Annotated in this window: 12 protein-coding genes; 1 reads left to right on the top strand and 11 read right to left on the bottom strand. The window is 67.8% G+C overall.

Annotation, left to right across the window (positions count from 1 at the left end):
• Window positions 1-22: 22 nt before the first annotated feature.
• Window positions 23-1093 carry a tRNA dihydrouridine synthase DusB gene (gene dusB, locus IPN47_02700; GenBank protein MBK9406956.1) on the bottom strand — a complete coding sequence of 357 codons (1071 nt, stop codon included), beginning with the start codon at window positions 1091-1093 and terminating at the stop codon, window positions 23-25.
• A 168-nt stretch (window positions 1094-1261) separates the two neighbouring features.
• Between dusB and IPN47_02695 the strand changes: the two genes are divergently transcribed.
• Window positions 1262-1714, top strand: a complete 453-nt coding sequence (locus IPN47_02695; protein MBK9406955.1) for a PTS sugar transporter subunit IIA — start codon at window positions 1262-1264, stop codon at window positions 1712-1714.
• Window positions 1715-1822: 108 nt separating this feature from the next.
• Here the strand turns inward: IPN47_02695 and IPN47_02690 are convergent, their stop codons facing one another.
• The 10 genes from IPN47_02690 to IPN47_02645 all read right to left on the bottom strand — a co-directional run bounded on the left by IPN47_02690 (window position 1823) and on the right by IPN47_02645 (window position 12971).
• Complete coding sequence (locus tag IPN47_02690; protein ID MBK9406954.1) at window positions 1823-2185, bottom strand: hypothetical protein; 363 nt, start codon at window positions 2183-2185, stop codon at window positions 1823-1825.
• 88 nt (window positions 2186-2273) lie between these two features.
• Entirely contained in the window at window positions 2274-3689 is a 1416-nt protein-coding gene (locus IPN47_02685; GenBank protein MBK9406953.1) for an MATE family efflux transporter, read from the bottom strand.
• Window positions 3686-4609 carry a DUF3667 domain-containing protein gene (locus IPN47_02680; protein ID MBK9406952.1) on the bottom strand — a complete coding sequence of 308 codons (924 nt, stop codon included), beginning with the start codon at window positions 4607-4609 and terminating at the stop codon, window positions 3686-3688. The genes IPN47_02685 and IPN47_02680 overlap by 4 nt, the downstream gene beginning before the upstream one ends.
• A complete protein-coding gene (guaA, locus tag IPN47_02675) occupies window positions 4606-6162 on the bottom strand; it encodes a glutamine-hydrolyzing GMP synthase (GenBank protein MBK9406951.1) in 1557 nt (518 codons plus the stop codon). The genes IPN47_02680 and guaA overlap by 4 nt, the downstream gene beginning before the upstream one ends.
• Entirely contained in the window at window positions 6162-6686 is a 525-nt protein-coding gene (locus tag IPN47_02670; GenBank protein MBK9406950.1) for a YfcE family phosphodiesterase, read from the bottom strand. Before IPN47_02670 ends, guaA begins: the two co-directional genes overlap by 1 nt.
• The gene (gene lysA, locus IPN47_02665; GenBank protein MBK9406949.1) at window positions 6686-7951 is read right to left on the bottom strand and encodes a diaminopimelate decarboxylase; all 1266 of its coding nucleotides are present in this window, start codon (window positions 7949-7951) and stop codon (window positions 6686-6688) included. The genes IPN47_02670 and lysA overlap by 1 nt, the downstream gene beginning before the upstream one ends.
• Entirely contained in the window at window positions 7951-9417 is a 1467-nt protein-coding gene (locus IPN47_02660; protein MBK9406948.1) for a proline--tRNA ligase, read from the bottom strand. The genes lysA and IPN47_02660 overlap by 1 nt, the downstream gene beginning before the upstream one ends.
• Before the next feature lie 81 nt (window positions 9418-9498).
• Complete coding sequence (locus IPN47_02655; protein MBK9406947.1) at window positions 9499-10812, bottom strand: histidine--tRNA ligase; 1314 nt, start codon at window positions 10810-10812, stop codon at window positions 9499-9501.
• 9 nt (window positions 10813-10821) lie between these two features.
• Entirely contained in the window at window positions 10822-12123 is a 1302-nt protein-coding gene (locus IPN47_02650) for a bifunctional folylpolyglutamate synthase/dihydrofolate synthase (protein ID MBK9406946.1), read from the bottom strand.
• A complete protein-coding gene (locus IPN47_02645) occupies window positions 12108-12971 on the bottom strand; it encodes an acetyl-CoA carboxylase carboxyltransferase subunit beta (GenBank protein ID MBK9406945.1) in 864 nt (287 codons plus the stop codon). The genes IPN47_02650 and IPN47_02645 overlap by 16 nt, the downstream gene beginning before the upstream one ends.
• Window positions 12972-13040 lie beyond the last annotated feature (69 nt).

The raw sequence follows: 13040 nt of genomic DNA, 5'->3' as shown, positions 1-13040 counted from the left end.
GAGAATGCGGTGACTGCTCACGTCACGCTTCCGCCGCCTGCAGCGACGGATCGTCGGGGAGAATGTCGCCCTCCTCGCTCCCCTCGCTCCCGTCGCTCCCGTCGCGAGCGGCAATCCGCGCATCACGATCGCGCAGGTACTCCTCGAAGATCCCTTCGACTTCGTCGAACGAATTCACCGCGTGCAGTCGCTTGCGAAGATCCGCGGAGCTCGGGAGCCCCTTCACATACCACCCGAGGTGCTTGCGAAACTCGATGGCCGCCCCCTGAGGATCCACTTCATATGATTGCACCATCTTCGCGTGTGACAACGCGATAGCGAATCGCTCCTCGACGCCGGGTGTCGCGGGCATTTCGCGACCTTCCAGCAGCGCTCGCGCCTGGTGAAAGATCCACGGTTGCCCGAACGACCCGCGCGCGATCATCACCCCATCGCAGCCGGTCTCCTGACGCATCCGCAGCGCGTCGAACGGAGTCTTGATGTCGCCGTTGCCGATCACGGGGACCTCCACCGCCTCCTTCACGCGAGCGATCTCGTCCCAGTGCGCGTGCCCCGTGTACATCTGTGTGCGAGTTCGCGGATGAAGCGCGATCACGGTCGCCCCTGCCGCCTGACACGCCAACGCAATCTTCACCGGGTCGCGCATCTCCTCGTTCCATCCCGAGCGAATCTTCACGGTCACGGGGAGCTTTGTCCCGCTGATGACCGCCCGAATCACGGACTGGACCAGATCGAGGTCGCGAAGGCATCCCGATCCGCCGTTGCGCCGGACGACCTTCTTGACCGGGCATCCGAAATTGATGTCGATGTACTCGGGCTGAAAGACGTCCGTCACCAGCGCGGCGGCCTCGCGCATCGCGTCGGGATCGGCGCCGAAGATCTGTACGCCGATCGTGCGCTCGTCAGCGCCAAACCGCAGCTTCGAGATCGTCGCGCGGTTCTCCCGCCGGATCCCTTCGGCCGAGAGGAATTCGGTGACCACGACGTCGGCCCCGTGCAGTCGGCAGAGTCGCCGAAAGGGCGACTCCGATACGCCGGCCATGGGGGCGAGGATCAGCGGAACATCGTGGGCGACGGGATACGGGAACACCATGCACGGGAAGCTAGCGGTGCCCCTGAAACGATTCAACGTGAAGCTTTGACACGACTTGCAGCACGGGATAACTTGCCCGGTCTTCCGGCGCGGGGCTGACTCATCAGCTGCGCGAATTGCGCCGCCCCAGGCGGCGGCTACGTGGCACGTGGACGATTCGAGGGTTCGATGGAGCTGCGCGAGTTCTTCTCCGAAGATGCGATCAAGCTGGATCTCGAAGGGAACACGAAGGACGAGATTCTCAAGGAGCTCATCGGGCTGCTCAGGCTGGACGACAAGTCGGAAGCGATGCTCTTCAAGATGCTGAAGCGGCGCGAGAACCTCGGCTCGACCGGGATCGGGCGCAGCATCGCCATCCCGCACTGCCGCTCGCTCGTGGTCAACAAGCTGCGCGTCGCCTTCGGGCGGAAGTCGTCCGGGTTGGACTTCAAGGCGATCGACGAGAAGCCGGTGAAGTTCTTCTTTCTCATCGTCGCGCCTCCGCTCGAGGTCTCCAACCAGTACCTCCCGGTCCTCGGCAAAATCGCCCAGTTCAGCAAGGAAGCCGACGTGCCCGACCGGCTCTTGGCGATCACGACACCCGCCGAGTTCATGGCGCTGCTCGAGGAGAAGGGCGTCTAGCGGGAGAGCCGCATCGCCAGTGGCGGCGGCCGCCGCCGTGATAACATGAAGGGGCGACCGGTGTACTGGTCGCCCCTCTGCGTTTCCCCGAGTCGCTGACCGCTGGCCTCAGGGGCCGGACGCCTCAGGCTGCAGCGCCGCCGGCGCGATCGACGGAATCGGCAACGGGGCTGCCGACGGCACGTCGACCGAACGCTCCGCCGAATCAGAGACGACGCGTGGATCGGCGACTTCGCCCATGAGCGTGCGCCGAATCAGAAAGAAGATCAGCCCCACGACCCCTCCCACGCGGCCGCACGCCCACGAGACGCCCCACGCAAGCGGCAGCGAGAAGGTCGCTCCGCCTGGTTGATCAGCGGTGGCCACCAGCTCGCCCGGGAGGAAGGTGATCAGCCCAAGGAACGCGCCCGTGAGCGCCCCCAACGCCACGAACTTCGACCCGCGCAGGACCAGACGAGAGGATGGGGACATGGGCCAGACGATACCGCCGGAATCTCGCGGCGTCGAGAGCGTGCGGCACAAACGATTCTTCGGTCGTGCATCAGGACGCTACGGCGCGTCAGGACGCTACGGCGCGGTCGAAGTGGTTCGAGACGCCGTCCAACGCGGGCGCGTCGATCTCCAATCGCGTGAGCTGGCGCCCGAGATGTGTGTGGACCCGCCAGCCCAACGCCGCGGCGGCGACCACGAGCGCCGCCACGAGCCCCCACCACATCCCCTCGGCGCCGTAGCCGGCCGCGAAGCAGAGCCACGCGCCCAGCGGAAGTCCGACCACCGCGTAGGCGAGCACGTTCAGCAACATCGGGACGCGCGTGTCCCCCGCCCCGCGCAGGATGCCGCTGGAGACCCCCTGCACCCCATCGAACATCTGGAAGATACCGGCGATCGGGATCAACGCGGCGGCCACGCCCACGACCGCGGCGTCGCGCGTAAACAGGTGCGCGAGCGGGACCGGGATCGCCAGTAACGTCACCGCGGTGCACGCCATGAAGCCCACGCCGCAAACCAGGGCTGCGCTCGCCTCGCGTCGCGCCCCGTCCATGTCGCCGCGCCCGATCGCGCGTCCCACCAGGACCGAGGCAGCGGCGTTGATGCCTAACGGCACCATGTAGGTCAGCGACGCGAGGCTGATCGTGATCTCGTGGCCGGCCAGCGGGATCGTCCCCAGCAACCCGATGAGCGCCAGCGCGCCGCCGAACGCGAGCACCTCGAAGAACTGGTGCACGCCGATGGGGAGCCCCACACGCAGCATGCGGCCGATCGGCGCCCAGCGCAGCGTCTGCGCGCGCCACGGGCGCAGCGCCCCGCGAATCGACGGCCAGCCCAGGGCGATCAGCGTTCCCGTCATGACGAAGCGACCGAGCGTCGTCGAGATCGCCGACCCGACGGCGCCTAACGGCTGGACGCCAAGGTTGCCGTAGATGAACACCCAGTTCAATGCCACGTTCACCAGGTTCCCGACCAGCACCGCGATGACGACCGGACGCGTGGCGTGAAACGCCTGCAAGCTCTGTCGGAACGCGACGAAGATGAAGTACGGCAGCGTGGAGGGGATCTGGATCCTGACCCACTGCGCGGCGAGGGGAATCACCTCCGGCGGTTGCCGCAGGAGACGCAGCAGCGGCTCGGTGGGCAGGAAGCAGAGCGACGCAAAGGCGGCGACGCCGAGTCCCAGGACGACCCCGCGCTGCACGCCTAACGCTACATCCTCCTCGTCCCCTGCCCCCACGGCTTGCGAGACGACCGGGTCAATGGCCATCACGACCCCGGCGCCAAACAGGGCGATCGTGATCCACCAGAAGTTGCCGAGCGCCACGGCGGCGAGGTCAACGGCCGAGACGCGCCCGACCATCGCGGCGTCGATCGTCCCCATGAAGTTGAGGCCGACCTGTACGAACACGATGGGGAGGGCGAGGCGCGCCACATCCCGGAGCTCGCGGCGCGTGGGGATGCGCAGCGCGCCGGGAGCGCTCACGGCAGCACGAGCGCCACCACGACCACGAGCCCGATCAACGCGGCGGCGACGATGAGGAGGTACGTCGACAGGGCGACCGACGTGATGACGATGGCGCGGCGTCGGGACCCGCCGTACACGCGCTGCATCATCGCCGTGGCGTACCAGGCCAGATAGGCCAGACACACCATCGGCATCCACCCCCCAACCACGGGGAGCTGACCGAGCACGATCTGAAGGGCGAGCGCGAGGAAGAACGCGGCGTGGAGGTGAATGGCCACGTAGAGGTGTCGAGGAAAGCGATACCCCCGGCCACGATTGAGTACGGCCAGCAGCGTGGCGAAGACGGGAAGGAGGACGAAGAGGAGTCGCGGAAGATTCTCCTTGAACTGATCGGCAAAGCGGGCTTCCTTGCCTGAATCGGTTCCGTTCCTCGCCGCGCGCAACGCCAGCTTCTCCGCCAATGACGCGGTCGGGTCTTTCAGCAACGAGTCGAGCGCGGTGCTGTCCGGGGCAGAGATGTGCACGCCGCTCCCATTGCCGCCACGCTTCCCCTTCACGGTGGTGACGACCGGGGCGAGCCCGAGTCGCTCCCGCACCGTGTCGACCAGCGGTCCCGACAGGAACCCGAGGAGCGAGCAGGTGAGGTAGAGCTTCACCGGCGAGATGTACGACACGCGACGCCCGGCGAAGAAGGCGACGGTCAGCTCGCCCGGGTGCAGAAAGAGCGTGCGCAACGTCCGCCAAAGCTTGCCATCGAACGAGGTGAGCTCGCCGACGAACTCCGCGCCAAGATCTCGCATCGTCGGGTTAGGGTCCGACGCCTGCTGGCCGCAGGAGGGACAGTACACCCCGCCAAGCCGCGTGCCGCAATTGAGGCACGAGGTCGCCCACTCCGGTCCCGCGTGGAGGACCGGCTCAGACGACCCCGGTGCGCTCATTCCCACTCGATCGTGGCCGGCGGCTTGGAACTGACGTCGTACACGACGCGGTTCACCCCCTTCACCTCGTTGATGATACGCGACGAGATGCGCCCAAGCACGTCATACGGGAAGGGGTACCAGTCGGCGGTCATCCCGTCGGTGCTGGTCACCGCGCGCAGCGCCACGACGTTTTCATACGTGCGGTAGTCGCCCATCACGCCGACGCTCCGAACGGGAAGGAGCACGGCGAACGCCTGCCAGATGTCGTTGTACAACCCGGCGGCGCGAATCTCCTCGAGGTAGATCGCGTCGGCCTTCTGCAGCACGGTGACCTTCTCGGCGCTCACGTCACCCAAAATGCGGATTGCCAGCCCCGGTCCCGGGAACGGGTGGCGTCCGACCATCTCCTCCGGCAGCCCCAGCTCGCGCCCCACATTGCGCACTTCGTCCTTGAACAGCTCGCGCAGCGGTTCGATGAGCTTGAATTTCATGTCCGGCTTGAGGCCGCCCACGTTGTGGTGCGTCTTGATCGTCGCGCTCGGTCCCCCCTTGGCGCTCACGCTCTCGATCACGTCGGGGTACAGCGTCCCCTGCACCAGGAACTCGGCGTCCTTCCCCGCTTCGGCGGACGCGTCCTCGAAGACGTCGATAAAGGTGTGGCCGATGATGCGGCGCTTCTTTTCGGGCTCCCCCTCACCGGCGAGCGCGTCGAGAAAGCGATCCTCGGCGCGGACCGTGACGAGCTTGATCCCGTGGTGCGCCTTGAAGGTGCGCTCCACCTGTTCGCGCTCGTGCAGCCGCAGCAGCCCGGTGTCGACGAAGATGCAGGTGAGCTGGTCGCCGATCGCCCGGTGCACGAGTGCGGCCGCCACCGACGAGTCCACGCCGCCGGAGAGGCCGCAGATCACCTGCTTGTCGCCGACGAGTGCGCGAATCTTCGCGACCTCCTCCTCGATGAAGTGCCCGGGGGTCCATCCCGGCTGGCAATGACAGACCTCGAAGAGGAAGTTCGAGATGATGTCGGGGCCGCGCACCGTATGATGCACCTCGGCATGGAACTGGATCGCGTGGATCGGCTTGGATTCGTGCCGCATCGCCACGACCGGGTTGTCGGCGCTCGAGGCCGTGAGGACGAAGCCCGGCGGCACCTCGTCGACATGGTCGCCGTGGCTCATCCACACCTGTGACCGCTCGCCCGCGTCGAACCCCGCGAAGAGTCCGGCGGTTTCGAGCACCGTGATCTCGGCGCGCCCGTACTCGCGACGGCCGCCCCCCGCGACCTTGCCGCCAGATGCAAGCGCCATCCACTGCATCCCGTAGCACACCCCCAGGACGGGGGCGATGTCGAGGATGGCGGGATCGAAGCTCGGGGCTCCCTCGTCGGTCACCGACGAGGGCCCCCCGGAGAGGATGATCCCCGTCGGTCCCCACTCGCGAATCCACTCCAGCGAACGCGTCGGCGGATGGATCTCGGAGAAGACGCGTGCCTCACGCACGCGCCGCGCGATGAGCTGCGTGAACTGCGACCCGCAGTCGAGGATGAGAATGCGGCTTCCGATGTGTTGATGCATCACGGCTCGGTCGAGGCCTCGAGGCGGTGGACGTCCTTGAGCTTGAAGAAGTGCACGTCCTTCGTGTCGGTGTCGAGGATGGCGCCGCCGGGCTCGCCGTGCAGCCAGCCACACCCTTCCCCGGGATTCACGATCAGGGTCTCGCCTCGAATCATCATCTCTTCGCGATGCGTGAACCCGTGCACCACGACGCCATGCGATTCGAGCGAACGCGGCGACGCGTCGACCAGGTCGTGCACCAGGAGCATCCGCTGGCCCCCAAGTTCGAATGAATGGGGCGACTCGAACAGTTCGATCCCCATCCCTTGCTGGGCATAGGCGCGAATGCCCTCCCGGTCGCCGTCATTTCGCCCGAACACACCGACCATCGGCATGTTCAGCTCGATGAACGGCTTGAGCGAGAACGGGGCGCAGTAGTCGCCGGCATGCAGCACGATGCCGACCCCACGCTCCTGCATGTACTGCAACAACGCCCGGATCGCCGGCAGGCGATCGTGGGTGTCGGAGAGCAGCCCGACGAGCATCAGGAGTTCCTCCAGGCTGGGGAGAGCGTCTCGCGGCGGATCAGGTCATCGTACGATTCGCGCGCGGTGATGATGCCCCATCGATCGCCGTCGACGAGCACCTCCACCGGGCGCGGGCGCGCATTGTAGTTCGACGCCATGCTGATGCCGTAGGCGCCGGCGGTGAACAGGCACAGGAGCGCCCCCGGCTCCACCGACTCGAGCTCGCGGTCGAGGGCAAGAAAGTCGCCGCTCTCGCAGATCGGGCCGACGACGTCGAACCGGCCCCGCGCCTCGACGCGTCGCACCGCCTCGATGCGGTGATAGGCGTCGTAGTGGGACGGACGCAGCAGGTCGTTCATCCCCGTGTCGGTGATGAGGATGTCGCGCCCGCCACTGCGCTTGCGATACAGGACGCGCGCGAGCAGCACGCCGGCTTCAGCCACCAGGAAGCGCCCGGGTTCCACGATGAGCCCCAGCCCCAAACGCTGGACAGCCGGCACGACGATCGACGTGTAACCCGCGAGGTCGGCCGGGGCCTCGCCATCGTAGGGCACGAACAACCCGCCGCCGATGTCGACATGCTCCAGCGTCGACACGCCCTCGGCACGCAGCGCGGCGATGAGCGCCTCCAGGCGCTCGATGCCGTGCGCGTACGCCGCGAGGTCGGTGAGTTGCGAGCCGATGTGCATCCCGATCGCGACCAGGCGCACGTGGGGGAGTGCGTGCGCGATGCGCGCGACGGCATGCGCGTCGTCGAAGGGGACGCCGAACTTGTCCCCCTTCTGCCCCGTCTTGATGTACTCGTGGAACGTCTCGACCGTGATCTCGGGGTTCACGCGGATCCCGATGCGCGCCACCGCCCCACCTTCTCCGGCCACCTGGTTGAGCAGGCGCAGCTCCGCCTCCGACTCGATCGAGATCAGGTGCACGCGGGCGGCCACCGCCTCGCGCAGCTCGTGCGGCGACTTCCCGACCCCACCGAAGATGATGTCGTCAGGCGCAAAGCCCGCCGCGCGCGCCCGGAACAGCTCGCCGCCGGACACGACGTCGATGCGCGCGCCGATGCTCCGCATCAGCCCGAGCAGCCCCAGCGACGAGTTGGCCTTGCAGGCGTAGTGGATCCGATGTGGCACCGGCGCGAGCGCGCGGTCCAGTCGCTCGAACTGCCCGCGAATCGACGACGCGCTGTACACGTACGCCGGGGTCCCGACCGACTCGGCGAGTGGCTCGAGGGAGACTCCTTCGCAGTGCAGCGTGCCGTCGAGACGGGAGAAGGGCGCCATCAGTACGACCGCGCCCAAATGACGGTGTGCTTCGCCGGTTCCCCCGTCACCATGCACGTCGTCGCGGCCCCCTGCGTGAGGAACTCGGATTCCGGGATGCAGCGGATCGTGGCCTTGGTCTCCTCCTTGACCTTCGCCTCGATCGCCGGATCACCGTTCCACCCGGCGTAGACGAACGCCCCCTCCCCTTCCATGAGCTCCCGGAAGCGATCGTAGCTGATGGGCTCTCGAATGCTGTTGGCCTCACGCCGCTCCCGGGCCGCGTGCAGCATGTCACCCTGGATGGTGGTGAGCAACGTCGCGATCGTCTCGGGGAGCCCAACGAAGGAGAGCGACGCCTTGGCGCGCGTGTCGCGGCGGGCCGACATGCACGCGCCGCTCGCGAGGTCGCGGGGGCCGATCTCCAGCCGCAGCGGGACGCCCTGCAGCTCCCACTCGTAGTACTTCGCCCCGGGCTTCATCCCCTCGCGCGCGTCCACGTGCACTCGGATGCGGTCATCGCCACGCCCGTTCCACGTCGACAGCTCCTGCTTGACCTGGTACGCCGCCTCGAGCAGGCGGGCGCGCTCCTCGTCGCTCTTCCAGATCGGGACGATCACGACCTCGATGGGGGCGAGGCGCGGGGGCGTGCGTACCCCGTTGTCATCGCCGTGCGTCATCACGAGCCCGCCGATCATGCGCGTCGACACGCCCCAACTGGTGTTCCACGCGTACTCCGTCGACCCCGACTCGCTCTGGAACTTGAGCTCGAACGCCTTGGCGAAGTTCTGGCCGAGGTTGTGCGAGGTGCCCGCCTGCAGCGCCTTGTTGTCCTGCATCATGGCTTCGCACGAGTACGTGCGCAACGCGCCGGCGAACTTCTCGCTCTGCGTCTTGAGCCCTGTCACCACCGGCATCGCCATCCAGTCTTCCATGAACTTGCGGTACACGCCGAGGATGAGGCGCGTCTCGGTCTCCGCCTCGTCGTGCGTCGCGTGCGCCGTGTGCCCTTCCTGCCAGAGGAACTCGAGCGTGCGCAGGAAGAGGCGCGTGCGCATTTCCCAGCGTACGACGTTGGCCCACTGGTTGATGAGGATCGGGAGGTCGCGATAGCTCTGCACCCACTTGGCATACATCGAGTAGATGATCGTCTCCGACGTGGGGCGGACGACGAGCGGCTCCTCGAGCTTCTTCCCCCCGCCGTGGGTGACGACGGCTGCCTCGGGGGCGAAGCCCTCGACGTGCTCGGCTTCCTTGTGCAGGAAGCTCTCGGGGATGAAGAGGGGGAAGTACGCGTTGCGGTGCCCGGTGGCCTTGAACATGTCGTCCAGGGCGCGCTGCATGCGTTCCCAGATGCCGTAGCCGTTGGGACGAATCACCATGCAGCCGCGCACGGGCGAGTAGTCGGCCAACTCGGCGCGCAGGACGGTCTCGTTGTACCACGCGCTGAAGTCGGCGGCGCGGGTGGTCAGTTTCTTGTCAGACATGGAGGAGACGGGAGACGGGAGACGGGAGGCGGGAGAGACGGTCTCCCCCGAGGTGAGAGTCGGTGGCGTGCTCTCGTCTCGTCACGGTCGGTCGTTGGCGCCGGTGAAGCGGGTGCGCGCGTGGTCGAGCAGCCAGGACACCGGGCGCACGGTCTGCTCGCCGCTCCCGAGGTCCTTGAACTCCACTTCCTGCGCGTCGCGATAGCGATCACCCACGATGACCACCGCGCGCGCGCCGGCGTTGTTGGCGGCCTTGAACTGCTTGCCTAACGCCTGGTCCTTCAGGGGATACTCCACGCTCGCCCCAACCCCGCGCAGCTGCGCGGAGAGGCCGGCGACCGCCAGGCGATGTGTGGCGTCGACGGGGGCAACCCAGTAGTCGATCGCGGGGGAGCCCGATGGCATCTTGCCGCGCGCCTTGAGCAGCTCGCCCAGCACCACGTCGCCCATCCCGAAGCCTAACGCGGGCATGTCGACGCCACCGAGCGCGGCCAGCAGGTTGTCGTAGCGCCCGCCGCCACAGACGGCGCGAAACTCGCCCTTGGCGTCGAACAGCTCGAAGACGATCCCCGTGTAGTACGCCAGGCCGCGCACGATGGTGAGGTCGAGCTTGAGGTACTCGCGCACGCCATGCGCGTCGAGCAGCGCGCGATAGGCATCGAAGCGCTCCAGCGCCGCCGTCACCTCGGGATCGGCGGCGAACTCGACGCGCAACGCGTCGAAGTCCGAGGCCTTCACCAGCGCCAGCACGCGCCCCGCCGCATCGGCCGAGACGCCGGCGTCGGTCATCTTCTTGACCAGTGCGTCGGCGGGCTCACGCTCGATCTTGTCGACGGCGCCAAAGACGGCGCCGATCGCCGCGTCAGGCACCCCCACTCCCTTCACCAAGGCGGTGAGCAGGCGACGGTCGGAAACGCGCGCGACGACATCGTCGGGACCAAGCCCGCAGGAGCGCATGATCTCGCACGCCACCGCCAGCAGTTCCGCATCGGCGGCCACGTCGCTCTCGCCGAAGATGTCGACGTTGAGCTGGAAGTGCTCGCGGAGCCGCCCCTTCTGCTGGCGCTCGTAGCGAAAGAGCTGGGGGACCGAGAACCACCGCACCGGCTTGCGCAACGCGTTGGCCCGCGCCGCCACCATGCGCGCCACGGTGGGGGTCATCTCGGGACGGAGGGAGATCTGTCGCCCCCCCTTGTCCTCGAAGTTGTAGAGCTGCCCGACGATCTCGTCGCCGCTCTTCTTGGTGTACAGCTCGAGCGGCTCGAGCGGGGGGCCGTCGTACTCGACGAACCCGAATCGCCGCGCCACGTCGCGCCACCGCTCAAAGAGCCAGGCGCGCTGGGCGAACTGCTCGGGATAGAAATCGCGAAATCCTGGAAGCGCTCCGGTCGACATTGGGGAAAGCTACCCGGCGAGCGGATCGACCTGCAAGCGAGCCATTGCATCTCCCACCGTGTGAAACGACCCCGTCACCAGCACGGTCGCGCCGCGCGCGCGCGCCTCGGCGAGTGCCACTTCGAAGTCGTGCTCGGCCGTCGCCGACCACCCGTGCGCCATCGCGAAGGCGCGCGCGTCGGCAAGGTGCCACGATCGGCTGCGAGGCGCCGTAGGGGCATCGGTGAGGACGAAGTGCGAAACCACCGGTGCCAACGCCGTCATCACCCCGCGCCAATCCTTGTCCTCGAGCACGCACAGGAGCGCCGTCACCGGCGCCGCGGGCGCCACATGCTGCACCGTCCGCGCGAGCACCGCGGCCCCTGCCGGGTTGTGCGCCACGTCGAAAATGTAGGGCGCCGCCAGATGAAAGCGCCCCGGAAGGCGCACGCGCTCGAGCGCCGCTGCTGCCCCGTCCCATCCGTCCCAGTACGGCGCCCCTGCCTCGCGCACCATCAGGAGGGCGAGCGCCGCGTTGGACGCCTGGTGCGCCCCCGCCAGCGGGGTGTGGAAGCTGCGGCGCCTTCCGTCGACGTCCAGCACGAACGTCGTCCCCGTCGCCCCGACCTCGATGTCCCGCGGCGGGGCGTCGCGCCAGACGCTCGCCATGCGCGAGGCGCCGCGATCGCGGGCGAGCGTGGCCAGAAGCGCATCGATCGCCGGATCGGGTTCACCCGACGCCGCCGGGACCCCCGCCTTGAAGATCCCCGCCTTCTCGGCGGCAATCGCTTCTCGCGTGTCGCCGAGATACTCGACGTGGTCGATCCCGATCGAGGTGACCCCCGCCACCAGCGGCCTAACGACGTTGGTCGAGTCGAGGCGTCCCCCCAGCCCCGTCTCGACCACGGCGACATCGACCCCCGACTCGGCGAAGTAGTGAAACGCCATCGCCGTCGTCGCCTCGAAAAAGGTGGCCCCCAGCCGCTCGACCTCTGGCGTCCACCGCTCGATGAACTCGACGACGTAGCGCGCGTCGACCGCCGCCCCGTCGATGACGAAGCGCTCGGTGAAGTCGACGAGGTGCGGTGAGGTGTACTTCGCCGTGCGCAGGCCGCGCGCGCGCAGCAGCGCGTCGAGCGTGGCGCAGACGCTTCCCTTGCCGTTGGTCCCCGCCACGTGCAACGTCTTGAGCCCGTCCTGCGGATTCCCGAGCGCGGCCAGCAGCGCCCGCGTCCGCTCCAGACCAAACTTGCTCTTGCCGGTGGTGCGCGCGAACAGGTACTGGAGGGCGTCCTGGTACCGGGACCGGTGCCCGCTCAGGTCGTGGCCCACGCGGCCGCCGCCGGCTTGCCGCTCATGTGGCGCAACAGGCGCCCCACCGTCTGCCGGAGATCCCGGCGATGCACCACGCAGTCGAGCATGCCGTGATCCAGGAGGAACTCGGCCGTCTGGAACCCCTCCGGGAGGTCCTGCCCGAGCGTCTGCTTGATGACGCGCGGCCCCGCGAAGCCGATCACCGCCCCCGGCTCGGCGAGGATCGCGTCGCCAAGCATGGCGTAGCTCGCGCTCACGCCACCGGTGGTCGGGTTGGTCAGGATCGAGACGTACGGGATGCGGCGGTCCGCCAGCTGCGACAGCACGGCCGACACCTTGGCCATCTGCATCAGGGAGAGGACCCCCTCCTGCATGCGGGCGCCGCCCGAGGCCGAGATGACGATGAGCGGATGCTTCCGCTCCAGCGACCGCTGCGCGAGGCGGGCGATCTTCTCGCCCACGACCGAGCCCATCGACCCGCCCATGAAGGCGAAGTCCATGACGCCCAGGTTCACCGGCATGTCGCCGATCGTCCCCGCCACGGTGAGAATGGCGTCGGTGTCACCGGCGTTGGTCCGCGCCTTCTTGAGACGCCCTTCGTAGTCCGGAAAGCCCAGCGCGTCGATCGACTTGAGGTCGGTCTCCGTCTCCTCCCACTTGTCGTCATCCAGGAGGATCGTGACGTACTCGACCGCCCGAATGCGCCGGTGGTAGTCGCAGTTGGGGCAGACGTTGAGGTTGCGGGCGAACTTGTCGTGAATGTCCGTGTGCCCGCACGCCTCGCACTTCTCCCAGACGTCCGCCGGGATCTCCAGCCGCTCGCGTCGCGGCTGTCTCGGTTTTTTGTCCTTCCGGAACCAGGCCATGGGGGAAAAATGGAGGGCGGTTGGGGGCGCGGGTAGGGGGCGGCTCCGCGCGACGGGAGAGGCGAACCA

The sequence above is a fragment of the Gemmatimonadota bacterium genome (assembly GCA_016719105.1).
Taxonomy (GTDB): Bacteria; Gemmatimonadota; Gemmatimonadetes; order Gemmatimonadales; family Gemmatimonadaceae; genus SCN-70-22.
The sequence above is the reverse complement of the archived record's forward strand: the minus strand, read 5'-3'. Positions and strand labels throughout refer to the sequence as shown.